We start from the raw sequence: 25906 nt of genomic DNA, 5'->3' as shown, positions 1-25906 counted from the left end.
CGCACCGCCGCGGGCGGGGCCGTTCAGACCGCGCAGAAGCCGTCGTCGTCGCACCCGTCGGCCGGCGGCGCGAGCTGGGTGATCGGCGTCTGCCCGGTACGCTCGGCGACCTCGTCGATGGCCGCCGCGAAGGCGTCCTCGGGCTGCGCGCCCGACACCGCGAACTTGCCCTCGAACAGGAACAGCGGCACCCCGCTGATGCCCAGCGCCCCGGCCCGGCCGAGCTGCTCGCGCACCTGCTCGGCGCCCTCGCCGGTGTCCTCGACGCCGACCTCGGCGGCCAGGCGGCTCAGCACGCCGGGGTCGCCCACGTCCGCGCCCTCGCCGAAGTACGCGCCGAACAGCCGGTCGGCCATCTCCTTGCCGAGCCCCTGGGCGGTGGCGACCTCGATGAGCCGGTGGGCCTCGAAGGTGTTGGCGCTGACGGCCCGTTCGTAGTCCATCGCCAGGCCCTCTTCGGCGGCGACGGACCCGACGCGCTCGGTCATCTGCCGCGCGCCGGGCCCGAACTTGCGCTCAAGGGCCGGGATCAGCGGCTCGGCCTCGGCGGGGGCGTCGGGATTGAGCTGGAACGGGCGCATGGTCACCTCGATCGTGCCGCCCTTGGCCCGGAAGCGCTCGGCGGCGCGGGCGAATCTGACATGCCCGATGTAACACCAGGGGCACACGACATCGGAGAAAATCTCGACTTTCACCTCAGCCACAACCACGCGGCCCGCACGGCGATTCCTGCGGGCCGCTCCCGCAAGGAGCCGATCAGCCGGCGGCCAGTTCCTCCAGGCGGTAGGGCAGGTAGGCCGAGTCGTCCACCAGCGCGGACGCGCCGCGCCACCATCCGAACCACTCGCCGCTGCGCCACATCCAGTCGACCCGCTCGATGGCGGCCACCACGTCGCCCACGGTCCCCCAGCGTTCGCCCAGCTCCTCCCGGGTGACGCCGTGGCGTACGGCCCAGGCCCGCAGGACGCCCGCGGCGGCGGCCGGGATCTCGCGGGCGTAGGGGTCGGGCTTCTCGCCGGGGAGCCGGTGGGGCCCGAGCCCGGCCGCCACCCCCCAGCTCCACTGGGCCTCGGCGGGCCTGGAGTAGCGCAGCGACTGGAAGTCCAGATTGGACCCGAGCGCGTCGTCGGAACGGCGGGCGACGACCGCGTCGAGCCGGCCGCCCGCGTCGAAGTGCACCACGAGCCGCTGGCCCGGCCTGACTCCCGGCGGCAGGGAGAAGCGGTCCTCGGCCTGCCAGGAGTTGAGGTCGACCGCGGCGGCGGGACGGCCCCAGAGCTGGTCGGCGGCGTCGTCGGCGCTCCAGGCGGCCAGCATCTCCAGCGCGGTCAGGTCCGTCCACGGCTCGATCGCGACGGCCGTGCGCAGCACCTCGTCGGGAGAGGGCAGCTTGCCGCCCCTGGGCCGCGTCCACCAACCGTCGCCCAGCTCGCGGGTGCCGACGAGGAGCGCGGCGATGGCGGCCAGTTCGGCCGATCTGCGGGTGAGGGAGGCGCCGAGCGCGAGCCCGAGCGCGCGGTCGGTCCGTTCGTCGCCGAGCACCGGCCGCACGTCGGCGACCAGGGTCTCGGCGGTCGGGCGCTCGTCGCCCAGCAGGTTGCGTACGATGCGCCTGGCTTCGGTCCGTGCGTCTTCAGCGTGTGCCTGCCGCATACCGCCACGCTACGCCCGGAGATCCTTTTCCGCGAGGGTCGTCGGGGCGCGTCCCTCAGCCACGCCGGCCGCGTCCGCCTCGGGCGAGCAGCCAGCCGACGGCGACGCCGGTGAGGGCGACGCCCGCGCCCATGCCGAAGGAGGCCAGCAGCGCCCACGGGCGGGTCTCGGCGGCCCGTCCGGGAGGCCGCTGGAAGACCGCGGGAGCGGCCTGGGCGGGTGCGGCGTCGGCCGGCGCCTGGGCGGCGGGGAGCGGGGCGCAGAGGTGGCCCTCGACGGCGGAGAAGAACTCCCCCGCCGTGCGCCGGGCCACCGAGCCGAGCATGCGCTGCCCGACCCCGCCGATCATCCCGCCGATCACGGCGTCGGCGTCGTAGTCGACGCGGGTGCCGCCGTCGATCTCGCTCAGGCGCACCTGGACGGTGGCCTCGACCGTGCCGGGCGCGCCCTGGCCGCGCGCCCGCAGGGTGAAGCTCTCCGGCGCGTGCGGCTCGGCCAGCGCCACCTCCCCCTGGTAGACGCCCTTGACGGACGCCACGCCCGCGTTGACCGTCATCCTGTAGGTGTCCGGCCCGGTCTCCTCCAGGCGCTCGCAGCCCGGGATGGTGCGTACGAGCACCGCCGGGTCCTGGAGCGCGGCCCACACTCGATCACGTTGTACGCCGATCACGGCGCTGCCCGCCACCTTCATGCGGCCACTCTAGGCACCGGTGAGCGGCTGGTTAAGGGCAAGACCTGCCAGTCGCGCGACGCGTCGTGCGGATCAGGGCTGGCAAGATGGTGCTCCATGTGCTGGGGGCGTGGAACGGTCTGGGGCGGGGCCGGGCGTGGCGGGCTGGGTCCCGTCGTGCTCGCCGGGGTGCTGTCGGCGCTGGTCGCCGGGTGCGCGCAGGGCGGCACGACCGGCGACGTCGAGCCGGGGCCGTCGGCGAAGCCGTCCGCGACCGGCGCGCGCACTCCCCGGCCCACCCCGCAGGGCCCGCCGGGGGCGCTGCCGCGTGCGGGCGAGGTAGGCCCGATCAGGGGCGAGGACGGCCTGCCCCCGGTGATCAGCTCGATCCCCACCAAGCGCAAGGTCGTCTTCCTGACCATCGACGACGGCTGGGAGCAGGACCCCGGCTTCGTCAAGCTGGTACGCGACCGGCGCGTGCCCATCACCGCCTTCGCCATGCGCGACGCGGTCGAGGCCAAGGGCAGCCCCGACCCGGCGGGCGGCCCCGGCCGCTACGTGGGCGCCGGCAAGTGGGGATATTTCCGCCAGCTCCGCGATCTCCACGTGCCCATCGAGAACCACACGCTGACCCACCCCGACCTGCGCCGCCTGCCCTTCGACGGCCAGCGCCGCGAGATCTGCGGCTCGGCCCAGGTAGTCGGCAAGGAGATCGGGACCCGGCCGTCCCTGTTCCGGCCGCCGTTCGGCAGCTACAACACCGACACGCTGCGGGCCGCCCGGCGCTGCGGGATGAAGGCCGTGCTGCTGTGGACGGCCAGCGTCCAGCCGGGCGGCAAGATCGCCTATCAGGTGCCCGACAAGCGCCTGCGTCCCGGCGACATCCTGCTCCTGCACTTCCGCCCCAACCTGGCGGCGGACTTCCGCGTGCTGATCGACAAGATCCGGCGGCGCGGTTTCGAGCTGGGCAATCTCCAGGCCTACCTGGACGCCTCCGGCGGGGTCCGCCGGGCGGGGTAGAGAACGATCCGCCCGGCGGGTGACGCGCCGGGACGCACCCGTACGGAATCCTCGACGAGTAGCCAGAAAACGGGGGATGTGACCAAGGTCGCATCGCGATGCTCTACGCCCTGTAGTACTACTACAGGTAGAAGTACTACAGCCTGTAGAGCGATGAGCGGGTGGGGAACAGATGGACGCGCTTGACCTGGCACGGTGGCAGTTCGGGGTCACCACCGTGTACCACTTCTTGTTCGTACCCCTGACCATCGGTCTGGGCATCTTCGTGGCGGGCCTGCAGACGGCCTGGCACCGTACGGGCAAAGAGCACTACCTCAAGCTCACGAAGTTCTTCGGGAAGCTGTTCCTGATCAACTTCGCCATGGGCGTGGTGACCGGCATCGTGCAGGAGTTCCAGTTCGGCATGAACTGGAGTGAGTACTCCACGTTCGTCGGGGACGTGTTCGGCGCCCCGCTGGCCATGGAGGCGCTGCTGGCCTTCTTCATGGAGTCCACGTTCCTCGGCCTGTGGATCTTCGGCTGGGACCGGCTGCCGAAGAAGGCGCACCTGGCCAGCATCTGGGCCGCCGCCATCGGATCGAACCTGTCGGCCTACTTCATCCTCGCGGCCAACGCCTGGATGAAGCACCCGGTCGGCTACGAGGTCGTGGACGGCAAGGCCAGGATGACCGACCTGTGGGCGGTGCTGACCAACTCCACGGCGGTCGCGCAGGTCCCCCACGTCATCGGGGCGGCGTTCATCGTGGCGGGCGGGTTCGTGCTGGCGGTCAGCGGCTACTGGCTGCTCAGGACGCGCGCGCCGATGTGGCGCAGCGCAGCCCGGGGCGCGCTGGTCATGACGGCGATCGCGGGGGCGGTCGTCGCGGGCACCGGCGACATGTCGGCCAAGCTGATGTACGAGCAGCAGCCCATGAAGCTGGCCTCCGCCGAGGGCCTGGAGCGCGACACCGCCGGGGCGGCCTTCTCCCTCGCGCCCGGCATCGAGATCCCGAAGGTCCTCAGCTTCCTGGCCACCAACGACCTCAACGCCACCGTCCAGGGCACCGAGGACCTGCAGAAGCGCTTCGAGCAGCAGTTCGGCCCCGGCGACTACCGGCCCGACCAGACGATCGTGTTCTGGTCGTTCCGCGTGATGATCGTGTTCGGCATGGCCACGGCGGGGCTGGCGCTGCTCGGGCTCTGGCTGACCCGGCGCAGGCGCGAGGTGCCGCCCTGGCTGGCGCGGGCGCTGCTGCTCGCGCTGCCGCTGCCGTTCGCCGCGGTGATCGCGGGCTGGCTGCTGAGCGAGATCGGCCGGCAGCCGTGGACGGTCGCCGGCGAGCTGCTGACCGCCTCCAGCGTCTCGCCCGGCGTGACCCTGGCCGAGGTCGCCATCTCGCTGACCGTCTTCACGCTCCTGTACGGCGGCCTCGCCGTGGCCGAGGTCGTCCTGCTGGCCAAGCACGTGCGCAAGGGCGTCGAGGAGCCGCAGCCGGCTCCCGAGGCGCAGCCGCTCGAACCGTCGCTGATGTACTAGAGGGACCAGACCATGATCAACCTGTGGTTCGTCATCATCGCCTTCCTCTGGACCGGGTACTTCGTCCTCGAAGGCTTCGACTTCGGCGTCGGCCTGCTGGCGCCGCTCCTGAGCAGGAACGCCGCCGAGCAGCGTCAGAGCCTGCAGACCATCGGCCCGGTCTGGGACGGCAACGAGGTGTGGCTGATCACGGCGGTCGGCGCCATGTTCGCCGCGTTCCCCGCCTGGTACTCCGGCCTGTTCAGCGCCTTCTACCTGCCCGTCACGCTCATCCTGGTCGGCCTGATCGTGCGCGGCGTCGGGCTCGAATGGCGCGGCAAGGTCGCCAACCCGATCTGGTGCGACGTCGGCATCCTGGTCGGCAGCGGCCTCCCGGCCTTCCTGTGGGGCGCGATCTTCGCCGACGTGCTGTTCGACAGCGGCCCGGCGGCCCTGGTCGGCGGGGTGTTCACGCTGACGCTCTGCGTGCTGCACGGCGCGGTCTTCCTGGCGCTGCGGACCACCGGCCCGGTGCGCCGCCGGGCCAGGACCGCTGCCATGGCCGCGGCGGCGGTGGCCATCCCGGTGGCCGTGCTCGCCCTGTCGAACCTGGGCTCACCGCCCGCCCTGGCCGCCATGGCCGCGCTGGCCGCCGCCGCCGCGCTGATCTGGCGGCGCAGGGAGGGCTGGGCGTTCGGCGCGACGGCCGCGGGCATCGTGCTGGCCACGCTGGCGGTCTTCATCGAGCTGCGCGTCGCGCCGCTGCCGGGGCTGACGCTGGCGCAGGCCGCCTCGGGGCCGTACACGCTGACGATGCTGAGCTGGATCGGGCTGATCACGCTGCCGTTCGTGCTGGTCTACCAGGGCTGGACGTACTGGGTGTTCCGCAAGCGGGTCATCCTGACGGCGGCGTAGGGCCCGCTAACCGACCTTGCGCATCTGGTTCGTGCGGTGGTCCTTCAGGTGGAGGTCGCCGCCGAGCCGCTCCTTCAGCAGCTCCAGCACCTTGCGGCTGGACAGCACGGTCCACAGGTTGCCGACCAGGTGGGGGTTGTACTCGGGGGCGGCGTCCATCCAGGCGTCCTTGCCGGACTGGCTGGCGAACGTCGTGACGAAGAACTGGCCGTCGGGGGTCCGGCAGTAGCCCGTACGGATCTCGGCGGCGTCCACCTGCATGCGCGGCTTGCAGCCGACCTTGGCGGCGAGCTGTTCGACGGTCTGCGGCGCCGCCGCCCGCGGGGCGCTCGGACCGGGCGCCGCGGAGCCGCCCCCGGAGGAGCAGGCGGCGACCAGCCCGGCCAGCAGCGCGAGAGCGGCCAGACGTGGAAATGTCGTCATGTGCGGAGGTACGCACGGCCGCCCGCGCCGGTTCAGCGCAGGACGACGCAGCCCCGGGCGCGCAGGAGATCGAGCACCGGCGGGTCGTCGTAGAGCTTGTTCCAGCGCAGGTCGAGCTTGCGCAGCCCGGTCAGCGCCGCGAGCGAGTCGGGCAGCTCGCGCAGCCGGTTGTTGCGCAGGTCGAGATGGGTGATCCCGGACGGCAGCACGGGCAGCTCACTCAGGTGGTTGTTGCGCAGGTCGAGCACGCGCAACCCGGTCAGCGCCGCGAGGGAGGCGGGCAGCCGGGTCAGCCGGTTGCCCTGCAGGTGCAGCTCGCGCAGGCTGCCGAGCCCGCCGACGGTCTCGGGCAGCGCCTCCAGCCGGTTGTTGTACAGCCGCAGCTCCACCAGGGACGTCATCGACCCGAGCGCGTCCGGGAGCCTGGTCAGCCGGTTGTCGGTCAGGTTGAGGTAGGCCAGCCGGTCGAGGCGGCCGAGCGCGGCGGGGACGTCGGTGAAGCCGTTGTCGCTCAGGTAGAGGTAGTCGGTGAGCGGCAGGTCGCCCACCTCGGGCGGGATCGAGGCGAGCCGGTTGTGGCCGAGGTCGAGCATGCGCAGCCGGGTCAGGCCGCCGATGTCCGGGGAGATCTCGGTGAGGGCGTTCTCGGCGAGGTTGAGGGATTCGAGCGCGGTCAGCTTCCACAACGCGGCGGGCACGGAGGTCAGCCGGTTGCCGCCGAGCGCCAAGTGGCGCAGGCGCGGGCCGAGGTCGCCGGGCAGACGCTCGATCCGGTTGCCGTAGAGGAACAGGGTCTCCAGTCCGGGCGGGCAGGCGGGGACCTCGCTCAGCTCGTTGCCGTCGAGGTGCAGGGCGCGCAGCGCGGTCAGGCCGGACAGGCCGGGCAGCCCGCGCAGCCGGTTGCCGTCGAGCCGCAGCTCCTCCAGCGAACCGAGCCCGGCCACCCGGTCGGGCACGTGCGTGATCCCGTTCCAGGCCAGGTCGATCGTCCGCACGTCGTCGGGGACGTCGGGGAAGGCGGTCAGGCCGGCGCCGGGAGCGAGCATGCCGCAGATCATCGCATACGCAGCCCGTACAGGTCGGACGGCGAGATGGGCATGCGGTCGATCTCGATGCCCTCGGCGTCCTCGATCGCCGAGGCGATGACCGCCGACACCGGGATCACGCCGGCCTCGCCCGCGCCCTTGATGCCGAGCGGGTTGAGCGGCGAGGGCGTCTCCAGGTGGGCGGTCTCGATCGGGGGGATCTCGGTGGCGTACGGCATGAGGAAGTCCATGAAGGAGGCGTTGACGAGCTGGCCGTGGACGTCGTACTCCATGCGCTCGTACAGGGCGCCGCCGATGCCCTGGGCCACTCCCCCGTGGATCTGGCCCTCCACGATCATCGGGTTGATCAGCCGGCCGCAGTCGTGCACGACGGCGTACCTGACGACCTTGATCTCGGCGGTGTCCGGGTCGGTCTCCACGATGGCCGCGTGCATGCCGGAGGCGAACGTGGACCTGATCGGCGAGTAGTAGCCGCGCCCTTCCAGACCCGGCTCGTCGCCCTCGGCCACCGGCGGCCGGGACGGGTCGGCCACGCCGGAGAACTGGGTCGCCCTGGCCGTCTCCTCGTCGAAGGCGTACCGCAGCGGGTTGGCCAGCACGGCCACCGTCGAGAGTGGGATCGCGGCGGTCGGCGCGCCGACGACGTGCACCATGCCGTCGTCGATCTCCAGGTCGGCCGGGTCGGCCTCCAGCGCCTCGGCCGCGATGCGCAGGGCCTTCTCCTTGACCTTCCGGCAGGCCAGGGCGATGGCGTTGCCGCTGACGACGGCGGCCCGGGAGGCGAAGGTGCCCACCGCGTACCCGAACCTGCGGGTGTCGCCGGTGACCACGCTGACGCGGTCGATGGGCACGCCCAGCTCGGCGGCGGCGATCTGGGCGAAGGCGGTCTCGTGGCCCTGCCCCTGGGAGGTCAGGCCGGTCGAGACGTGCACCCGGCCGTCGGAGGTGATCTGCACGTGCCCGCCCTCGTACGGGCCGACCCCGGTGCCCTCGACGTAGCAGCCGATGCCGATCCCCCGGCCGGGACGCCGCTCGAAGGTGTCCCAGCCGATCAGCTCCTTGATCATGCGGAGCATCTCCGGGTAGTCCCCGCTGTCGTAGACGAGCGGGCGGCCGTCCTGGAAGATCATCCCCTGGTCGTACGGGAACTCCTCGGGCCGGATGAAGTTGGCCGCGCGCACCTCGGTCCGGTCCTTGCCGAGGTAGCGGGCGATCTTGTCCATGGTCCGCTCCATGCAGAACACGCCCTGCGGGCGGCCGGCCCCGCGGTAGGGCGTGACCTGCACGGTGTTGGTGTAGACCGCGGTGAACTCGACCCGGTAGGCCCCCGGCTTGTACGGCCCCAGCAACTGCGTGGAGGTGACGATGGGGACGATGATCCCGTACGGCGTGTAGGAGCCGTGGTCGTGCAGGATCGTCACGTCCAGGCCCAGGACGCGGCCGTCGTCGTCGAAGCCGACGCGCACGTGGTGGATCTGGGCGCGTTCGTGAGCCGAGGAGATGAAGTGCTCCCTGCGGTCCTCGGTCCACTTGATCTCGCGGCCGAGCGTCATCGCGGCCCACGGCACCAGGATCTCCTCCGGCCACGGGTGCACGATCTTGACGCCGAAGCCGCCGCCGACGTCCGGCGCGATCACCTCGACCTGCGGCAGCGGCAGCCCGAGCGCGGCGGCGACGGCCATGCGCACGCTGGTGGAGGTCTGCGTGCTGGAGTGCACGCGCAGGTCGCGGCCGTCCCAGCGGGCGTGCACGCCGCGCCCCTCCAGGGGCGTGCTGGCGCTGCGCTCGATGTCGAGCCGGAAGGCCAGCGTGTGCGGCGCGCCCTCGACGGCCTCGCGCGCGCCCCTGCCGTCGGCCCCCGGCACCTCCTGGACGAGGTGCGCCCCCACGTTCCCCGGCACGTCCTCGTGCACGAGCTGGACGCCCTGCACCGCCTCGGCCAGGCCGACGACCGGCTTGAGCGGCTCGTAGGCGACCTCGATGAGCGCGCAGGCGTCCTCGGCGGCGTACCGGTCGGCGGCCACGACCATGACCACGGGCTCGCCCACGTGCCGCACGACCTCCCTGGCCAGCGGGTACGCCGTGCGCCCGTGGGTGAGCGCCGGGTGCGGGATGAGCAGCGGCAGCGGCCGGCCGACCCGCTCGGGCAGGTCCTCCCAGGTGTAGATCGCGACCAGGCCCGGCACGTCGAGCGCGGCGGACACGTCGATGTCGCCGACGCGGGCGTGGGCGTGGGGCGACCTGACGAACGCGGCGGCGAGCGCGTCGCGGCCGAGGTCGTCGAGGTAGCGGCCCTGGCCGGTGAGCAGTCTCGGGTCCTCCCGCCGCTGCACCGGCTCACCGAACAGTCTGGTGCTCACGACACCTCCACACACGGCCCACCGGCCGGAAGCGAGCTCATGACTCCTCCGCCAGCAGCTCGGCGGCGCGGTGGACGGCCTTGATGATGTTCTGGTAGCCGGTGCACCGGCACAGGTTGCCGGAGACGCCTTCGAGCACCTCTTCGTGGGTGGGCGCCGGGTTGTCGGCCAGCAGGGCGGTCACCGTGCACAGGAAGCCCGGGGTGCAGAAGCCGCACTGCAGGCCGTGGCACTCGGCGAAGGCCCGCTGCACCGGCGAGAGCCCGTCCGGGCCGGCCAGGCCCTCGACGGTGGTGATCTCGCGCCCGTCCACGGTGACCGCGAACGTCAGGCACGACCGGACCGGCTCGCCGTCGAGCAGCACCGTGCAGCAGCCGCAGACGCCGTGCTCGCAGCCGACGTGGGTGCCGGTCAGGCCGAGGTCGTGACGCAGGCAGTCGGACAGCAGGCGGCGTCCGGGGACGCTGACCCGCCTGGCCGTGCCGTTCACGGTCAGCGTGATCTCATGTTCCACCGGTCGCCGTCCCCTCCCGTGCCGCTTCGCGCAGTGCCCGTTCGGCCAGCACGCCCACCAGGTGCCGCCGGTAGGCCGCGGTGGCGTGGATGTCCCCCTCGGGGTCGGTGCCCTCCCGCACGGTCCGCGCGACGGCGGGCCAGTCGACGCCCGCGGCCGGCCGGTGGCCGCACTCGCGCGTCACGTCCATCAGGACGGGGACCGGGCCCACGCCGACGCAGGCGACCCGGGCCGCGGCGATGCGCAGGTCGTCATCGAGCGTGACCACGGCGCAGACGCCGGCCAGGGCGTAGTCGCCGTGCCGCCGGGACACCTCCTGGAACGCCGTCCCGGCCCGTCCGCCGAGCGCCGGGAAGTACGCCGACACGGCCAGCTCGCCGGGGCGGACGTCGGACTCCATGGGCCCGACGAAGAACTCCCGGGCCGGCACGTCCCGCTCGGTGATCCCGGCGGCGCTCCAGCGGGCCAGCCGTACCGAGCCGCCCAGGACGGCCAGCACCGCGGGCAGCTCGGCGGCCGGATCGGCGTGCACCAGGCTCCCGACGACCGTGCCCCGGTTGCGGATCACGGGGTGGGCGACCAGCCGCAGCGCCTTCGTCAGCAGCGGGTGCGCGCCGGACCGGGCCACCCGCGAGTGCCGGGCCAGCGCGCCCACGCGGACCCCGTCGCCGCCCGCCTCCACGGTGTCCAGGACGGCCAGGCGGTTGATGTCGACGACGTGGCCGGGGGCGGCCAGCCGCATGTTGAGCATGGGGATCAGGCTCTGGCCGCCGGCCAGCACCTTGCCGTCTACCTCCGCGAGCGTCCGCAGCGCCTCGCCGAGGTCGCGGGGCGCGTGGTAGTCGAACGGCGGCGGCTTCACCCGGCCTCGCCCTGGACCGGCCGCGGGGAGCGTCCGGCGATGACGCGCAGCAGGTGGTAGCCGCCCACCACCACGACGGTGCCGAGCGCGATGCCCTCAAGGGAGAAGTCTCCGCCGATCATGTGCGTCACCGGTCCGATCGCCAGGATGATGCCCGCGCCGATCGGGACCATGTTGACCGGGTCGGCGAAATCCACCCGGTTCTCGATCCAGATCTTGGCGCCGAGTAGTCCGATCATGCCGTACAGGATGACGGTGACGCCGCCGAGCACGCCGCCCGGCGTGGCGGCGACCAGCGCGCCGAACTTCGGGCACAGGCCGAACAGGATCGCGATCACGCCGGCGATGTAGTAGGCGGCCGTGGAGTAGACCTTGGTGGCGGCCATGACGCCGATGTTCTCGGCGTAGGTGGTCGTGGGCGAGCCGCCGACGGCGCTGGTGACGACGGTGGCGGCGCCGTCGGCGATGATCGCCCGGCCGATGTAGGGGTCGACGTCGGTGCCGGTCATCTCGCCGACGGCCTTGACGTGACCGACGTTCTCGGCGATGAGCGCGATCACCGCGGGCAGCACGAGCAGCACCGCGGAGAAGCGGAAGTCGGGCGCGTGGAAGTCCGGCAGCCCGAACCAGTCGGCCTTGGCCACGGCGTCGAAGCTGACCCGGTCGTGCGGGAAGGCCGTGGCCACGCAGTACGTGCCCTCCGCCGGGCAGGCCGCGCCGGCCGCGTCGCGCAGGTTCTGGCCGGGCAGCACGGAGGTGACCGGACCGGCCGCCCGGTCCAGCACCCACGACAGCGCGAACCCGGCGACCAGCCCGATCAGCACCCCGACGCGCCCGGCGAACCCCTTGAACGCCACGATCACGACGAACGTCACCAGCATCGTCACCAGCGCCACCCACTGGTCCTGCCCCCAGTAGACGTCGGCGACCACGTACGCCAGCCCGAACCCGATGAGCATCACCACCGCGCCGGTGACGACGGGCGGGAAGATCCGGTAGATGATCTGCACCCCGAGCAGGTGCACGGCCAGCCCCGCGAGCGCCAGCACGAGCCCGGCCACCAGGATCGAGCCGGTCACGAGGGCGTCCGCGACGGACTGGTCGGTGCCGACGGCGGCCCTGATGGCGAACACGCCGCCGACGAACGACGCGCTGGTGCCCAGGTAGCTGGGCACCTTGCCCTTCACGATCAGCAGGAACATGATCGTCGCGACGCCCGACATCATCACGGCGACGTTCGGGTCGAGCCCCATGACCAGCGGGAACACGAACGTGGCGCCGAACATCGCGATCACGTGCTGGGCGCCGAAGCCGACCATGCGCGGCCAGCTCAGCCGCTCGTCGGGCCTGACCACCTCGCCGGGCGCCAGATGCCTGCCGTCACCGTGTCTGGTCCATCCGAAAACCATCTGCGCCCTCTCTTCCGGGCCGGCGACCGTGCCTTTGCGGGCACATTAGGACCGCCGCAAGGCGGCTACACGGGCATGATCTGCCAAACATCCCGCGGTCACCAGAGCGAACCTCTCGTACGGGAGGGTCGCCGACCGGAAAGAGAGGGGTTATCGGCCGGTTTCGGGCACCGGTTCGCGGCGCGTGGCGCGCAGCAGGTGATAGCCGATGAGCAGCACGATCGTGCCGAGCGCGATGCCGCTCAGGGAGAACGTGCTGGTGATCGGGAACGCGACCGGACCGATGGCGATGATGATGCCCGCGCCGACCGGGACCAGGTTGACCGGGTCGGACAGGTTCACCTTGTTCTCGATCCAGATCTTGGCGCCGAGGAGGCCGATCATGCCGTACAGGATGGTGGTGACGCCGCCGAGCACGCCGTCGGGGGTCGCGGCCACGAGCGCGCCGAACTTGGGGCACAGGCCGAACAGGATCGCGATGACCGCCGCGATGTAGTAGGCGGCCGTGGAGTAGACCTTGGTGGCCGCCATGACGCCGATGTTCTCGGCGTACGTGGTGGTGGCCGGGCCGCCGACCGAGGTGGCGACCACGGTGCCGACGCCGTCGGCCATGATGGCGCGGCCCATGTAGCCGTCGACGTCCGCGCCGGTCATCTCGCCGACGGCCTTGACGTGGCCGACGTTCTCGGCGATGAGCGCGATCACGACCGGCAGCACCAGCACGATCGCCGACACCTCGAACACGGGCCCGTGCAGCGACGGCAGGCCGATCCAGTCGGCCTTGGCGACGCCCTGGAGGTCGACGCGGAAGTGCTCGGTCACCTTGCCGGTGGCGTCGGGGGACAGGATCTTGCCGCCCACCAGGTCCCAGACCCACGACAGCACGAACCCGAAGACCAGGCCGAGCAGCACGCCGATCCGCCCGAGGAAGCCCTTGAAGACCCCGATGAACACGAACGTGGCCGCCATCGTGAGCAGCGCCACCCACGGGTCCTTGGGCCAGTAGACGTCGGCCGCGACGTAGGCCATGCCGAACCCGATCAGCATCACCACGCCGCCGGTGACGATCGGCGGGAAGACGCGGTGGATGATCTGCACGCCCAGCAGGTGGATGGCCAGCCCGCACAGGCCCAGCACGACGCCGACGGCCAGCAGCGCGCCGGTGACGGTCGCGTCGCCGCCCCCGGCCGCCCGGATCGCCACCACGGCCCCCACGAAGGACGCGCTGGACCCGACGTAACTGGGGATCCTGCCCTTGACGATCAGCAGGAACAGGATCGTCGCGACGCCGGACATCATCACGGCCAGGTTCGCGTCGAGCCCCATGACCAGCGGGAACACGAACGTCGCGCCGAACATCGCGATGACGTGCTGGGCGCCGATGCCCACCATCCTGGGCCAGGAGAGCCGCTCGTCAGGCTTGACGACCTCTCCCGGCGTCAGATGTTTCCCGTCGCCGTGCAGCTTCCACCTGAACACCGCGAACCCACCTCAATCTTCCGCCTGACCAGCGGCGACGTCTTCCGAACATGTCGGAGAGCACAATAAGGGGTGTCGCGACCATCCGGATACGGCGGGCCGTTATTGCACGTGGATCGTGAACCCGTCGCCGCTGACCACCTGGCCCGTGCGGATCTTGGCCGTCTTCCGCAGCTCGACCTCGCCGTCGACCTGGACCAGGCCCTCGGCGATGAGATGTTTGGCCATGCCGCCGGTCTCGGTGACCCCGCAGTACTTCAGCAGGTCGCACAGCGGGATGTACTCGGAACGCAGTTCGAAATCCAGATCCACGAGCCCCAAGCCTAGATGCCGCGCATGCGCAGCACGTGCAGGGCCAGGGTCAGGTTGAGCCGCAGGTGGGGGTCGTCGGTGAAGTTGCCGAGCAGGCGTTCCAGCTTCCCGATCCGGTAGCGCAGCGTGTTGTAGTGGAAGTGCAGCCTGCGGGCGGTCTCGGCGACGTTGAGATTGGTCTCCAGGAGCACCTGGAGGGTGCGCCGCAGGTCGGCGTTCTCGGCGTCCTCGTCCCAGGCCAGCGGGCCCAGCGTCTCGCGGACGAACGCGTGCAGCTCGCCGGTGTCGTTCACCAGCGACAGCAGCCGGTAGACGCCGAGCTGGTCGAAGTGCGCGACCGCGCCGGGCCCGTGGAGCTGCCGGCCCACCCGGGCCGCCTTCAGCGCCTGCGAGTACGCCTCCGGCAGCGTCCCGGCCCCCGGGCTCGGCCGCGAGGTCCCGGTCGAGAACGTCGCGGGCGGCACGTCGGCGAACGCCGAGGCCGCGTCCTTGGCCACCCTGGCGGCGTCGAGCGAGGCGTCCACCACGGCGACGACCTCGTGCGAGAACCCGGCCACCGCGCCGCGCGGGTCGTGCCGCCGGACGGCCGCCGTCCAGCAGGACACCAGCCGGTCCTGGGCGCTGCGCTCGTCGCCGTCGGGGTCGAGCTCGGCCACCAGCACGATCACCGGCCGCGCCAGGTCCCAGCCGAACGCCCTGGCCCTGGCGTTGACCCGCTCGGCCGTCCCGGCCCGGCCGGTGAGCACGTCGCGCAGGAAGTCGGCCCGGTACTTGCTCTCGACGGCGTTGACCGCCTCCTGCCGGGTCACCACCAGCGCGGCGACGGTCGCGGCGCGTTCGAGGATGCCGATGTCGCTGTCCCTGATCGCGCCGGTGGCGCTGTAGGCGATGATCCGGCCGTGGTGGTGACCGCCGGCCAGCACGGGGGCCGAGGCGAACGCCCTGCCGCGCCCGGACGCGTCAGCGGTCCGCGCGGGCGGCGGGCCCTCGCGGGAGATCGACTCGCGCAGCGCGGCGACGTGCTCGGCCGCCCCGGCGGTGGCCAGGACCCGGCCGGAGCCGTCGACGGCGGCCACGGCCACGTCGAGGAGCTGGGCCACCTCGGCGGCGACCTCGTTCAGCCCGCCGCCGGCCAGCACCACGTGGACCAGCGCCCGGTGCGCCTCCTCGGCGCGGGCGAGGACGGCGGCCTGGCGGTTGAGTATGTCGGTGAGCACCTGGTTGAGGATGTCGTCGAAGCCGACGTCGTTGGGCAGCAGGATGAGCGGGAAGCCGAGCCGGTCGGCCTGCTCGGTCATCTCGGCGGGCAGCTCGTCCACGTACCGGCCGAGTTTGATCGCCAGGGCGGCCAGGCCGCGCTCGTCCAGGTCGGCGACCAGGCGGCCGAGCGACTGCGGCGTGTTGCGTAGCGGGTAGCCGGTGGTCAGCAGCAGCTCGTGCGGCTTGACCCAGGCCAGGATGTCGGGCACCTCCATGACGTTGAGCCGCTGCACGATGCGTCCGAGCCCGCTCTCCCCCGCGATCAGCCTGGCCTCGGCCAGTGTCGAGACGCCGAGCACCTCTCCGACGGAGACGCCGTGGATGATCGTTCCGGTGCTGGCCAGACGCACGGGGGGCTCCATGTGGTGATTGTGACTCCACAGGTGGTCTGTCAGGAAGAGCCAACCTTCCCGCTGACTGTTGGCAAATTTCTCCGTACGGAGGGTTCTCCGGCCGTTCTACGGTCAGGACCAGGGTCCGATGGGAGGTTCGGTGACCGTCAGTACTCATGCGCGGCGTTCCCGCGTCCGCGTGACGGGCGCGGCGAGCACCGCCGTGCGTCCCGTGCTGGAGGGGCCGCGCAGCCCGGCCCGGGTGCTCGCGGCGTTCGCGGCGGGGATATACCTGGAGGTCAGGACCGACTGCGAGCCGTCGGTGATCGCCCTCATCACCGGCGAGGCGGCCCGGCTGCCCAACTCGGTGCTGATGGCCACGCCGCTCCCCCATGTCACCGTGGGTGACGACGCCTCCGTGGGCGACCGCGGCGTCGAGCTGGGCTCGCTGAGCCTCGGCGTACGCCGCTGGTGGGACCCGGCTCCCGCGCTGGGCCCGGTGGACCCGCTCAGCCTGGCCGGCATCGTCCTGGACGGCCCGGGACGGCCCGGCCTGGCCGGGAACGACGCGGTCGAGCTGCTGGCGAGCAGCTGCGCGCAGGCCCGGCTGCTGGGCGCGGTGACGGCGGCGGAACGGCTCGTGGGGCTCGGTCCCGGGCTCACGCCGAGCGGCGACGACGTGCTGGCCGGGCTGCTGGTGACGCTGAGGCACCTCGGCGCGGCGACCGGCACGGAACGGGCGGTCTGGCTGGCCGACTGGCTCGCGGCCACCGTCACCTTCGACGCGCGCACCCGTACGACGCCGATCTCGGCGACGCTGCTGCACTGCGCGGCCAGGGGCGAGGCCAGCCCGGAGGTGACCGGCGTGCTGCGCGGCATCGCGGGCAGGCAGGCGCTCGAACCGGCGTTGCGGCGGCTGCACCGGCTGGGCCACACCTCGGGCGCCGATCTCGCGCAGGGCATCTCGATCGGGCTGGACTCGGTCCGGGCGTTGAGCGGGCGCCGGTGAGCGACGACCTGATCCAGCTCCGAAAAGGGACGTACCACGACTCAGTCACCCTGATGCGAATAAGTCGTACGTTGACCGAAATGCCGGGCGTGGAGGTGGCGATGGTGGCCATGGCCACCGAGCTCAACCTCGCCATCGTGCGCGACCTCGGGTTCACGCCCCCGCCCGCGGGGCCCGGCGACCTGCTGATCGCCGTCCGCGGCGGCGACCCCGCGCGGGCCGTCGAGGAGCTGGACGCCCGCCTGGCCGCCCGGACCGCCGCCGGTACGACCACCGCCGGGGAGCAGCCGCCGCGCACCACCCGATCGGCCGCCAGGACGCCGGCCGACCTGGTCCTGGTGTCCGTGCCCGGCGAGCACGCCTTCTGCGAGGCGTACGACGCCGTCGAGGCCGGGCTGCCGGTGATGATCTTCAGCGACGGCGTGCCCCCGGCCCAGGAGCGGTGGCTCAAGGAGCTGGCCGAGGAGCGCGGCGTCCTGGTCATGGGGCCCGACTGCGGCACCGCAGTGGTCGCGGGCGTCGGGCTCGGCTTCGCCAACGTGCTGCGGCCGGGGCCCGTCGGCCTGGTCGCCGCCTCCGGCACGGGCGCCCAGCAGGTGTCGTGCCTGCTCGACTGGGCGGAGGCGGGCGTCAGCCACATCATCGGCGTGGGCGGCAGGGATCTGTCGGCCGAGGTCGGCGGGCTGTCCACGATGCGCGCGCTGCGGCTGCTCGACGACGATCCGGCCACCGAGCTGGTCGTGCTGGTCGGCAAGCCGCCGGACCCGGCGGTGGCGCGGGCCGTCCGGGAGGTGGCCGCCGGGATGCACACGCCGGTGGTGGAGGCGATGCTGCCGGAGACCGACCTCACCGAGGCCGCCGCGCGGACGCTGCGGGCCCTGGGCCGGAGCGTGCCCGAGTGGCCGTCGTGGCCGGGGGCGCTGCGCGGGGAGCCGCGGAGCGTCAGGGGGCTGTACGCGGGCGGCACGCTGTGCGCGGAGGCCGCCGTCCTCGCCGGGCCCGGCGAGTTCACCGACTTCGGGGACGACGCCTACACCAGGGGCAGGGCGCACCCGATGATCGACCCGACGCTGCGCCTGGAGGCCCTGTCACGCGTCCGGGCGGACGAGGTGGTGCTCCTGGACGTCGTGCTCGGCCACGTCGCCGACCCCGACCCGGCGGCGTCGCTGGCGCCGGCCGTCGCCCGTACGCCCGCCACCGTCGTGGTGGCCCTCGTCGGCAGCGCGGGCGACCCGCAGGACCTGCACCGGCAGGCCGCCGCGCTGCGCGGGGCCGGGGCGGCCGTGTTCGTCTCCAACGCCGAGGCCGCCCGACACGCCCGGAGCCTCCTGTGACCCCCACCGCCCTGGTTCCGTCCGTTGCCGTTCGCCGTGTCGCCGGGAGGGTGTCGTGAGCCTGTTGTCGGGGCCGCCGCGGGTGATCACCGTCGGCGCGGGGCTGCTCGACGAGGCGCTGGCGGCCCAGGCCGTGCCGACGACGCCCGTCGCCTGGCGTCCGCCGCTGCCCGGCACCGCCGACGCCCTGGCCAAGGTGCTGGCCGACCCGCGCAGGACGGCCGCCAACGAGCTGGCCGTGCGCAGGCTCACCGGCGCGCGGCCGTACCTGGTGGGCCTGCGGCGGGCCGCCGAGGTGCTGCCCGTGGGCGCGTTCCTGCACGCCGGGCCGCCGATCGAGTGGGAACGCGCCTCGGGCCCGATGCGCGGCGCGCTGATCGGCGCGATGTTGCTGGAGGGCCTGGCCGGCGACGAGCGGGAGGCCGAGGCCGGGCTGGCGGCGGGCGCGGTCGCCCTGCGGCCGTGCCACGAGCACGCCACGGTGGGGCCGATGGCGGGCGTGGTGAGCCCGTCGATGTGGCTGCTGGAGGTGCGCGACGAGGAGCACGGCGGCACCGCCTACTGCTCGCTGAACGAGGGCCTGGGCAAGGTGCTCAGGTACGGCGCGTACGACCCCGAGGTGCTCGACCGGCTGCGCTGGATGGACGAGGTGCTCGGCCCGGTCCTGGCGGCGACGCTGGCCCGTACCGGCCCGGTGGACCTGCGCTCGCTGATCGCCCAGGCCCTGCAGATGGGCGACGAGCTGCACAACCGCAACCGCGCGGCCACCTCCCTGCTGCTGCGCGAGCTGGCCCCGGCCGTCGTCGAGGCCGCGCCCGCGCAGGCGGCGCAGGTGCTGCGCTTCATCAACGGCAACGACCACTTCTTCCTCAACGCGGGCATGGCCGCGGGCAAGGTGAGCACGGACGCCGCCCGTGACATCCCCGGCTCGTCGCTGGTCGTGGCCATGGCCAGGAACGGCACCGACTTCGGCGTGCAGGTCTCCGGGCTCGGCGGACGCTGGTTCACCGGCCCCGCCGGGGTGCCGGACGGGCTCTACCTCGGCGCGTACGGCCCTCAGGACGCCAACCCCGACATCGGCGACTCCACGATCACCGAGACCTCCGGGCTGGGCGGCTTCGCGATGGCCGCCGCCCCCGCGATCGTGCGCTTCGTCGGCGGCGAGGTCGCCGACGCGGTACGGGCCACCCGCTCGATGTACGAGATCACGCTCGCCGAGCACCCCGCCTACCAGATTCCCGGGCTCGGATTCCGCGGCACGCCCGTCGGCATCGACGTGACGCTCGTCGCGAGGACGGGCATTCTGCCGGTCGTCAACACCGGTATCGCCGGGCGGGTGGCGGGCACCGGTCAGGTCGGCGCGGGGCTGGTCGAGCCGCCCGCACAGGCGTTCACCAGCGCCTTGATCGCGCTCGCCGCTGAGTAAGTGATCAGTTTGAAAAGCCGTATATCGGCAGGTCAGGACGGCTGTAAAGGGCCATCGCCTTCCATTACCGATTTTCCGCCGATATCGTGGCGAACCTCATAATCTGCAAGTAGCGCATGGCGCACGGTGTCGCGTACGGCGATCTACCGCACGAAGTGGTCACGCTCTGATGTGACAGATGAGGCTGAATGGGGGCGGCAAGATGGCAGCCGACCGCTTGCTCGGCGGGCCCGGCCCGGACCAGGGTGCACCGGGGGGTGACCCGCAGAGCCAGGGGCGTCTGGTCGGCAGGCGTTACCGGTTGATGTCGCCGGTCGGCAGGGGCGGCATGGGGATGGTGTGGCACGCCCACGACGTGCTGCTCGACCGGGACGTGGCGGTGAAGGAGCTGATCCTGCCGTACGGGCTGGATCAGGCGGGCACGCAGATGGCGCACCGGCGCATGCTGCGCGAGGCCAGGTCGGCCGCGCGGCTGACGCATCCGGGCATCGTCACCGTCCACGACGTCGTCGAGGAGGACGGCCGTCCGTGGATCGTGATGGAACTGGTCCGCGCCTGGTCGCTGGAGCAGGCCGTACGGCAGAGCGGGCCGCTGCCGGTGATCCAGGCCGCCGAGATCGGCATCCGTGTGCTCGACGCCCTCCGGCACGCGCACGCGTCCGGCATCCTGCACCGCGACATCAAGCCGGGCAACGTGCTGCTGACCTCGGACCGGGTGGTGCTGACCGACTTCGGCATCGCCGCCATCGAGGGCGACGTGACGATCACGCAGACCGGGCTGCTCATGGGCTCGCCCGCGTACGTGCCGCCGGAGCGGCTGTCCGGTCAGCCGATCGGGCAGGCGGCCGACCTGTGGTCCTTCGGCGCGACGCTGTACGCGGCCGTGGAGGGGCGGCCGCCGTACGAGGGGCCGGACGCGATCGCCGTGCTGGGCGCGGTGCTCACCCAGGAGCCGGTCAGGCCGCAGCGGGCCGGGTCGCTGCTGCCGGTGATCGAGGGCCTGCTGCGCAAGAACCCGGCCGAACGACTCACCTCCGAGCAGGTCGCCGAGATGCTCGAAGCGGTGCTGCGCGCTCACGGCTCGGCCCGGCCGCGCCCGGTCGAGACGCTGCCGGGCGAGCCGGACCAGACGCCGCTGGGGCTGATGCCGCCGCTGGAGTTCCCGTCCGGGCCGATGCCGTCGCGCATCGTGGAGACCCCTTCGGGGCCGGTGCGGGTGCCGTACGACCCGCTGGCCGGCCCGGCGGGCGGGTACGCGATGCCGCCCTACGACGGGCTGTCGAGCCCGTCGGGCAGCCATCGCACCGACCAGCTCCCGTCCCCGGCCGGCGGCTTCGACGCCTTCGGCGGCCCCTCGGGGCCGCACCGGATGGAGCCGCCCGCCGACGACCCCGACGACCTCGACGCGCCCGTCCCGCCCGCGCCGCAGCCGATCCTGCCGCTGACCTCGGACAGCAGGGCGGCGGCGACCTCGGCCCCGTGGCCACTGGCCTCGGCCGACGACCTGCGCGAGCACTCGCGCGACCTGTCGCACGACATCAGCCACAGCCGCCTGGCGACCCTGCCCGGCTCCTCGCCGCGCTCGGACGCCACGCGCACCGGCCAGTCGCGGACCGGCTCCACACGCACCGGCTCGACGCGAACCGGCTCCGCACGGACCGGTCCCTCGCGCTCCGGCTCCTCGCGTTCCGGCACGAGCCGCCGCCGGGCCCAGGAGGGCGGCGGCCCCTGGACGCGTAACGGCAGGCCCACGCCGCTGCTGATCGCCGGCGCGGTCGCGGGCGTGGCCGTGGTGATCGGCGCGATCGTGGTCATCCTGTCCGGCGGCTCGCCCCAGGTCTCGCCCGGCGCGTCGCCGGGCGCCTCCGCGAGCGCGGCGCCGAGCAAGGCCGGACCGTCGCCGGTGCCCGACGGCTACAAGGAGCACACCGCGCCCGGCTTCGCGGCGGCGGCGCCGGACGGCTGGAAGCTCGCCACCTCGGGGGACGCGGCCACGTTCACCGGCCCCAAGGACTCCGGCACGCGGATCACGGTCGAGCAGGCCGCCCCGCAGGCCGACGGGCTCGCCGAGCTGAGCCGGCGCGAGGCCGACGGCGGCGTGGAGGGCTACATCCAGGTGCAGCTCCAGGCCACGGACTACCGGGGCTGGAAGGCCGCCGACTGGGAGTACACCTACACCTCAGCGGACGGCGTCCCGATGCACGCCCTGACCCGGTACGTCACGCTCGACGACAAGACCGCCTTCACGATCTCGTTCGATATGCCCGAGCTGAAGTGGGACGACCAGGCCGAGGCCCGCAAGGTGTTCCTGGACACGTTCCGCCAGACCACCTGACCCCCCATATTTGTATCGATCAGTCCAAAACGTGCTAGCGTGCTCGTCATGGCACGACCACGCACGTTCGAGGAGGACCGCGCCGTCGAGGCAGCCATGCGCGCGTTCTGGGACGCGGGCTACGAAGGCACCTCGACCCAGGACCTGTGCGCGGCCACCGGCCTCGGCCGCAGCAGCATCTACAACACCTTCGCGAGCAAGCGCGACCTCTACGAGCGGGCCCTTCGCCGCTACCACGAGGAGCGCACGTCCGCGCTGATCGAGCTCATGGACTCCGGCCTGCCGGTCGTGGAGAAGATCCGGACCGTGCTGTGGCAGGCGGTCGACCCGGAGGCCGGCGACCCGGCCGGCTGCCTGGTGGTCAACGCCCTGGTGGAGGTGGCCCCGCACGATCCCGGCATCGCCGCCCTGCTGCGCCGCGACGGCGAGCGACGGGTGGAGGCGCTGCGGGGCGCGATCGAGCGCGGGCGGGCCCTCGGCGAGATCGACGCCGGCAAGGACGCCCTGGCGCTGGCGCACTTCGTCGTGGCCACGGTCAGCGGCTTGCGCGTCGCGGCCAGGGGCGGGGCCGGGCGGGCGGTGCTCGAATCCATCGCCACGACCGCGCTGACCGCTTTCTGACCTCGCGCCGTTCTCTTTTGATGCTCGAATTTTGTACTGAACGTTCTAAAACAGGAGTGTCGATCATGCCTTTGGCGGTGTTCATCCTGGGGTTGGCGATCTTCGCCCAGGGCACCTCGGAGTTGATGCTGGCCGGACTGCTGCCGGAGATGGCCGCCGACCTCGGCGTGTCCGTCCCGGACGCGGGACTGCTGATCTCGGCGTTCGCGATCGGGATGCTGGTGGGGGCGCCGGTGCTGGCCGTGGTCACGTTGCGGTGGCCGCGCCGTACGGCGTTGCTGACGTTCATGCTGGTCTTCACGCTGACGCACGTGGCCGGGGCCCTGACGTCGAGCTACGGCCTGCTGTTCGCCACCCGCGTGGCGGGCGCGGTCGTCTACGCCGGGTTCTGGGCGGTCGCGGCCTCCACGGCGATCGGCCTGGTGCCGCCGAACGCCAGGGGCAAGGCCATGAGCGTGCTGGTGGGCGGGCTGACCGTGGCCACCGTCCTCGGGCTGTCCCTGGGCACGGTCATCGGCCAGCACCTCGGCTGGCGCGCCGCGTTCTGGGCCGTGGCCGCGCTGTCGGCGCTGGCGGCCGTGGGCGTTCTGGCCACGATCCCCGGCGGCCGGCCGGAGCGGGAGAACGCGCCGCGCATCGCCGACGAACTGCGCTCGACGCTGAACCCGCGCCTGTGGATCGCCCTCGCCACCACCTCGCTGGCGACCGGCGCGCTGCTGGTCTCCTTCAGCTACCTGAGCGCGATGCTGGTGGACACCACGGGCATGGAGGCGGCCTGGGTGCCCGCCGTCCTGGCCCTGTACGGCGTCGGCGCGACGATCGGCATCACCATCGGCGGGCGCACCGCCGACGCGCGCCCGTTCCCGACCCTGTACGCGGGGATCGCCGGCCTGGTCGTGACCTCGGTCCTGCTGGCTCTGGCGGCGCCGGTCGCGGTGCTGGCCGTCCCGCTGATCGTGCTGCTCGGGGCGTTCGGCTTCGCCACCAACCCGACGCTGAACACCCGCGCCTTCACCCTGGCCAAGGACGCCCCCACGATGGCCGCCGCGATGAACGTCTCCGCCTTCAACGTCGGCATCACCGTCGGCCCGTGGCTCGGCGGGCTGGCCATCGGGGCGGGCGCCGGGTACCCGTCCGTGGGCTGGATCGGGGCCGTGCTCGGCGTCGCGGCCCTGGGCACGGTGGCTCTGTCCGCCCGTACGCGCCGGGAGCCGGTCGCCGCGGCCCACCGGGCCGAGGCCGTCCCGAGGCCGTGAGGTACCGTCCTGGCCATGGAACTGGCGAGCATCCACTTCTATCCCGTCAAGTCCACCGCCGGACACGACGTCCACCGGGCCGAGGTGCAGCCGTGGGGGCTGGCCGGCGACCGGCGGTACCTGGTGACCGACGGGCAGGGCGGCCTGCTGACCGCCCGCGAGCACCCGATGCTGCTGGCCTGCGTGGCCGAGCTGGACGGCGACACCCTCACCCTGACCGGCCCGCACGCGCCCCCACTGCGCGTCACCCCTACCGACACCCTGACCACGGTGACCGTCTGGCGCACGCCGGTCGAGCTCACCGACTGCGGCGACGACGCGGCCCGCTGGCTGTCGGACCTGATCGGCCGTCCGGCGCGGCTGGCCTGGCTCGACGACCCGACCCGCCGTCCCGTCAACCCCGAGTACGGCCTGCCCGGCGACCGGGTGAGCCTGGCCGACGGCTACCCCCTGCTGCTGACCACGACCGCGTCCCTCGACCGGCTCAACGACTGGATCGCCGAGACGGCGGCCGAGCGCGGCGAGGAGGTCCGGCCGCCCCTGCCCATGGGCCGCTTCCGGCCCAGCGTGGTGATCGACGGGGCGGAACGGCCGTTCGCCGAGGACGAGTGGCGGCGGCTGCGCATCGGCGAGGTCTCCTTCCGGGTGACCAAGGGCTGCGACCGTTGCGTGCTGACCACGATCGACACCGCGACCTACGCCAAGGGCAAGGAGCCCATCAGGACGCTGTCCCGCCACCGCAAGTGGGACGGCAAGGTCTGGTTCGGCATCAACCTGATCCCGGACGCCCCCGGCACGATCACCGTGGGGGATTCCGTCACCATCTTCTGATAGAAGGCACCTTTCCCAAGAGAAATGGATGCCTGTCCTCTTTAGGGTGATGTCGGGGTATATGCGAGACTTCACAGGTGACCAGCACCCCCACGAAACCCCCCGTCTCCCTGCCTGACCTCGTCAACGTCCAACGCCGGACCCTGGTCGTCCTGTCCGCCGCGCAGATCGTGGGCGGTGTGGGCGTGGCCGTCGGGCTGGCGCTCAGCTCGGTGGTCGTCGACGAGCTGTCCGGCTCGACCGTGATCAGCGGGTTCGCCGGGACCGCGACCGTGCTCGGGGCGGCGCTGCTCGCGCTGCCGACCGCGCGGCTGTCGACCCTGGGGGGACGCCGGGCGGGCCTGTCGCTGACCTACCTGGCGGCGCTGGCGGGCTGCGCGATCTCGGTGGCCGCGATCAGCCTGGGGAACTGGCCGCTGCTGCTGGCCGGGCTGGTGCTGGTCGGCGGTGGCAGCGCGGGCAGCCTGGCCGCCCGCTACTCGGCCACCGACCTGTCGCCGCAGGGCCACGCGGGCCGGCACCTGTCGCTGGTGGTGTGGGCCTCGACAGTCGGCTCGGTCGCCGGGCCCAACCTGGCCGAGCCCGCCGACCGGATGGGCATCCAGGCGGGGCTGGCGGCCAAGGCCGGGCCGTTCGCGTTCGCGGCGCTGGCGTTCGCCGTGGCGCTGGTGATCATCATCGGCGGCCTGCGTCCCGACCCGCTCAAGCTGGCCCGCGAGCTGGACGGCGCCCCGGAGCCCGGCCCCGGCCGCCATCGCACGATCAGGACGGGCCTGCGGACGCTGCGCGAGACTCCCATGGCCCGCCGCGCGCTGGTCATGATCGCGGTCTCGCACACCGCGATGGTCTCGATCATGTCGATGACCCCCGTGAAGCTCCACCACGACGGCTCGACCCTGAACGTCATCGGCCTGGTGATCAGCCTGCACATCGCCGGCATGTACATGCTCTCGCCGGTCGTGGGCTGGCTGTCCGACCGGGCGGGCAAGGTGCCGGTGCTGCTGCTCGGCTCGGCGCTGCTGCTCGCGGCGGCCGTCCTGGCGGGCACGGCCGGGCACCGCGTGTGGCAGGTGACCACCGCCCTGATCGTGCTCGGGCTCGGCTGGTCGTGCGGGCTGGTGGCCGGGTCGGCGCTGGTCACCGAGTCGGTGCCGATCGACCGCCGTCCCGCCGTGCAGGGCCTGTCCGACCTGCTCATGAACGTCTGCGGCGCCACCGGGACGATCATCGCGGGCGCCATCGTGGGCATCCTGTCCTACGGCGTGCTCGGCCTGGTCGTCGGCGTCATGGTCACCCTGTCCGGCCTCTGGCTGGCCTCGGCCCGCTACCGCGAACGCGCCTGAC

At 72.8% G+C, this 25906-nt stretch carries 23 protein-coding genes; 11 read left to right on the top strand and 12 right to left on the bottom strand.

Features of this window, described 5'->3' with window-relative positions:
- Positions 1-23 precede the first annotated feature (23 nt).
- The 3 genes from ACIA8R_RS05865 to ACIA8R_RS05855 all read right to left on the bottom strand — a co-directional run bounded on the left by ACIA8R_RS05865 (position 24) and on the right by ACIA8R_RS05855 (position 2344).
- Positions 24-695, bottom strand: a complete 672-nt coding sequence (locus ACIA8R_RS05865) for a DsbA family oxidoreductase (RefSeq protein ID WP_357698229.1) — start codon at positions 693-695, stop codon at positions 24-26.
- A 61-nt stretch (positions 696-756) separates the two neighbouring features.
- On the bottom strand, positions 757-1653 hold the full coding sequence (locus tag ACIA8R_RS05860; RefSeq protein ID WP_397036810.1) for a hypothetical protein: 897 nt from the start codon (positions 1651-1653) through the stop codon (positions 757-759).
- 55 nt (positions 1654-1708) lie between these two features.
- Positions 1709-2344 carry a carbon monoxide dehydrogenase subunit G gene (locus ACIA8R_RS05855; RefSeq protein ID WP_357698226.1) on the bottom strand — a complete coding sequence of 212 codons (636 nt, stop codon included), beginning with the start codon at positions 2342-2344 and terminating at the stop codon, positions 1709-1711.
- Positions 2345-2440: 96 nt separating this feature from the next.
- Here ACIA8R_RS05855 and ACIA8R_RS05850 point away from each other — a divergent pair, with 96 nt between their 5' ends.
- The 3 genes from ACIA8R_RS05850 to cydB all read left to right on the top strand — a co-directional run bounded on the left by ACIA8R_RS05850 (position 2441) and on the right by cydB (position 5753).
- Positions 2441-3343: a polysaccharide deacetylase family protein gene (locus ACIA8R_RS05850; protein ID WP_397036808.1), complete on the top strand. Its 903-nt coding sequence runs from the start codon at positions 2441-2443 to the stop codon at positions 3341-3343.
- A gap of 172 nt (positions 3344-3515) precedes the next feature.
- Positions 3516-4859 (top strand): cytochrome ubiquinol oxidase subunit I, encoded by a 1344-nt coding sequence (locus tag ACIA8R_RS05845; protein ID WP_397036806.1) that lies wholly within the window; start codon positions 3516-3518, stop codon positions 4857-4859.
- A gap of 12 nt (positions 4860-4871) precedes the next feature.
- Positions 4872-5753 carry a cytochrome d ubiquinol oxidase subunit II gene (gene cydB, locus ACIA8R_RS05840; protein WP_364089825.1) on the top strand — a complete coding sequence of 294 codons (882 nt, stop codon included), beginning with the start codon at positions 4872-4874 and terminating at the stop codon, positions 5751-5753.
- Positions 5754-5759: 6 nt separating this feature from the next.
- On the opposite strand, the gene ACIA8R_RS05835 is transcribed toward cydB, so the two are convergent.
- From ACIA8R_RS05835 to ACIA8R_RS05795, 9 genes are all read right to left on the bottom strand, one after another.
- Positions 5760-6176 carry a hypothetical protein gene (locus tag ACIA8R_RS05835; protein ID WP_364089828.1) on the bottom strand — a complete coding sequence of 139 codons (417 nt, stop codon included), beginning with the start codon at positions 6174-6176 and terminating at the stop codon, positions 5760-5762.
- Between the two features lie 32 nt (positions 6177-6208).
- Positions 6209-7222, bottom strand: a complete 1014-nt coding sequence (locus ACIA8R_RS05830) for a leucine-rich repeat domain-containing protein (protein WP_397036803.1) — start codon at positions 7220-7222, stop codon at positions 6209-6211.
- An 8-nt stretch (positions 7223-7230) separates the two neighbouring features.
- Positions 7231-9582 carry an aerobic carbon-monoxide dehydrogenase large subunit gene (cutA, locus tag ACIA8R_RS05825; protein ID WP_397036801.1) on the bottom strand — a complete coding sequence of 784 codons (2352 nt, stop codon included), beginning with the start codon at positions 9580-9582 and terminating at the stop codon, positions 7231-7233.
- A gap of 37 nt (positions 9583-9619) precedes the next feature.
- Positions 9620-10096, bottom strand: coding sequence for a (2Fe-2S)-binding protein (locus tag ACIA8R_RS05820; protein WP_357698213.1), 477 nt, complete (start codon positions 10094-10096; stop codon positions 9620-9622).
- The gene (locus tag ACIA8R_RS05815) at positions 10086-10958 is read right to left on the bottom strand and encodes an FAD binding domain-containing protein (protein ID WP_397036799.1); all 873 of its coding nucleotides are present in this window, start codon (positions 10956-10958) and stop codon (positions 10086-10088) included. Before ACIA8R_RS05815 ends, ACIA8R_RS05820 begins: the two co-directional genes overlap by 11 nt.
- Positions 10955-12367 (bottom strand): uracil-xanthine permease family protein, encoded by a 1413-nt coding sequence (locus ACIA8R_RS05810; protein WP_397036797.1) that lies wholly within the window; start codon positions 12365-12367, stop codon positions 10955-10957. The genes ACIA8R_RS05815 and ACIA8R_RS05810 overlap by 4 nt, the downstream gene beginning before the upstream one ends.
- 150 nt (positions 12368-12517) lie before the next feature.
- Positions 12518-13846 (bottom strand): uracil-xanthine permease family protein, encoded by a 1329-nt coding sequence (locus ACIA8R_RS05805; protein ID WP_397036795.1) that lies wholly within the window; start codon positions 13844-13846, stop codon positions 12518-12520.
- A gap of 102 nt (positions 13847-13948) precedes the next feature.
- The gene (locus tag ACIA8R_RS05800) at positions 13949-14158 is read right to left on the bottom strand and encodes an RNA-binding S4 domain-containing protein (RefSeq protein ID WP_352363868.1); all 210 of its coding nucleotides are present in this window, start codon (positions 14156-14158) and stop codon (positions 13949-13951) included.
- A gap of 11 nt (positions 14159-14169) precedes the next feature.
- Positions 14170-15780 carry a PucR family transcriptional regulator gene (locus ACIA8R_RS05795; protein ID WP_397036793.1) on the bottom strand — a complete coding sequence of 537 codons (1611 nt, stop codon included), beginning with the start codon at positions 15778-15780 and terminating at the stop codon, positions 14170-14172.
- Positions 15781-15910: 130 nt separating this feature from the next.
- Between ACIA8R_RS05795 and ACIA8R_RS05790 the strand changes: the two genes are divergently transcribed.
- The 8 genes from ACIA8R_RS05790 to ACIA8R_RS05755 all read left to right on the top strand — a co-directional run bounded on the left by ACIA8R_RS05790 (position 15911) and on the right by ACIA8R_RS05755 (position 25905).
- Complete coding sequence (locus ACIA8R_RS05790; protein ID WP_397036791.1) at positions 15911-16759, top strand: DUF2877 domain-containing protein; 849 nt, start codon at positions 15911-15913, stop codon at positions 16757-16759.
- 80 nt (positions 16760-16839) lie between these two features.
- Positions 16840-18093 (top strand): FdrA family protein, encoded by a 1254-nt coding sequence (locus ACIA8R_RS05785; RefSeq protein WP_397037327.1) that lies wholly within the window; start codon positions 16840-16842, stop codon positions 18091-18093.
- Between the two features lie 55 nt (positions 18094-18148).
- On the top strand, positions 18149-19519 hold the full coding sequence (locus ACIA8R_RS05780) for a DUF1116 domain-containing protein (protein ID WP_397036789.1): 1371 nt from the start codon (positions 18149-18151) through the stop codon (positions 19517-19519).
- Between the two features lie 202 nt (positions 19520-19721).
- On the top strand, positions 19722-21854 hold the full coding sequence (locus tag ACIA8R_RS05775) for a serine/threonine-protein kinase (RefSeq protein ID WP_397036787.1): 2133 nt from the start codon (positions 19722-19724) through the stop codon (positions 21852-21854).
- A 48-nt stretch (positions 21855-21902) separates the two neighbouring features.
- A complete protein-coding gene (locus tag ACIA8R_RS05770; protein ID WP_364089861.1) occupies positions 21903-22475 on the top strand; it encodes a TetR/AcrR family transcriptional regulator in 573 nt (190 codons plus the stop codon).
- 65 nt (positions 22476-22540) lie between these two features.
- Complete coding sequence (locus ACIA8R_RS05765) at positions 22541-23731, top strand: Cmx/CmrA family chloramphenicol efflux MFS transporter (RefSeq protein WP_397036784.1); 1191 nt, start codon at positions 22541-22543, stop codon at positions 23729-23731.
- 15 nt (positions 23732-23746) lie between these two features.
- The gene (locus tag ACIA8R_RS05760; protein ID WP_357698193.1) at positions 23747-24562 is read left to right on the top strand and encodes an MOSC N-terminal beta barrel domain-containing protein; all 816 of its coding nucleotides are present in this window, start codon (positions 23747-23749) and stop codon (positions 24560-24562) included.
- A 77-nt stretch (positions 24563-24639) separates the two neighbouring features.
- Complete coding sequence (locus tag ACIA8R_RS05755; protein ID WP_357698192.1) at positions 24640-25905, top strand: MFS transporter; 1266 nt, start codon at positions 24640-24642, stop codon at positions 25903-25905.
- Position 25906: the final 1 nt, after the last annotated feature.

The organism is Nonomuraea sp. NPDC051191 (genome assembly GCF_044455665.1).
In the GTDB taxonomy this organism is placed as follows: Bacteria; Actinomycetota; Actinomycetes; order Streptosporangiales; family Streptosporangiaceae; genus Nonomuraea.
The sequence above is the reverse complement of the archived record's forward strand: the minus strand, read 5'-3'. Positions and strand labels throughout refer to the sequence as shown.

What these genes read in the sequence shown, in the direction of transcription:
- ACIA8R_RS05835 (WP_364089828.1), bottom strand. Translation starts at nt 6,176, where the DNA reads ATGACGACATTTCCACGTCTGGCCGCTCTCGCGCTGCTGGCCGGGCTG.
- ACIA8R_RS05830 (WP_397036803.1), bottom strand. Translation starts at nt 7,222, where the DNA reads ATGCTCGCTCCCGGCGCCGGCCTGACCGCCTTCCCCGACGTCCCCGAC.
- ACIA8R_RS05795 (WP_397036793.1), bottom strand. Translation starts at nt 15,780, where the DNA reads ATGGAGCCCCCCGTGCGTCTGGCCAGCACCGGAACGATCATCCACGGC.
- ACIA8R_RS05775 (WP_397036787.1), top strand. Translation starts at nt 19,722, where the DNA reads ATGGCAGCCGACCGCTTGCTCGGCGGGCCCGGCCCGGACCAGGGTGCA.
- ACIA8R_RS05785 (WP_397037327.1), top strand. Translation starts at nt 16,840, where the DNA reads ATGCCGGGCGTGGAGGTGGCGATGGTGGCCATGGCCACCGAGCTCAAC.
- cydB (WP_364089825.1), top strand. Translation starts at nt 4,872, where the DNA reads ATGATCAACCTGTGGTTCGTCATCATCGCCTTCCTCTGGACCGGGTAC.
- ACIA8R_RS05770 (WP_364089861.1), top strand. Translation starts at nt 21,903, where the DNA reads ATGGCACGACCACGCACGTTCGAGGAGGACCGCGCCGTCGAGGCAGCC.
- ACIA8R_RS05860 (WP_397036810.1), bottom strand. Translation starts at nt 1,653, where the DNA reads ATGCGGCAGGCACACGCTGAAGACGCACGGACCGAAGCCAGGCGCATC.
- ACIA8R_RS05765 (WP_397036784.1), top strand. Translation starts at nt 22,541, where the DNA reads ATGCCTTTGGCGGTGTTCATCCTGGGGTTGGCGATCTTCGCCCAGGGC.
- ACIA8R_RS05855 (WP_357698226.1), bottom strand. Translation starts at nt 2,344, where the DNA reads ATGAAGGTGGCGGGCAGCGCCGTGATCGGCGTACAACGTGATCGAGTG.
- ACIA8R_RS05810 (WP_397036797.1), bottom strand. Translation starts at nt 12,367, where the DNA reads ATGGTTTTCGGATGGACCAGACACGGTGACGGCAGGCATCTGGCGCCC.
- ACIA8R_RS05760 (WP_357698193.1), top strand. Translation starts at nt 23,747, where the DNA reads ATGGAACTGGCGAGCATCCACTTCTATCCCGTCAAGTCCACCGCCGGA.
- ACIA8R_RS05850 (WP_397036808.1), top strand. Translation starts at nt 2,441, where the DNA reads ATGTGCTGGGGGCGTGGAACGGTCTGGGGCGGGGCCGGGCGTGGCGGG.
- ACIA8R_RS05845 (WP_397036806.1), top strand. Translation starts at nt 3,516, where the DNA reads ATGGACGCGCTTGACCTGGCACGGTGGCAGTTCGGGGTCACCACCGTG.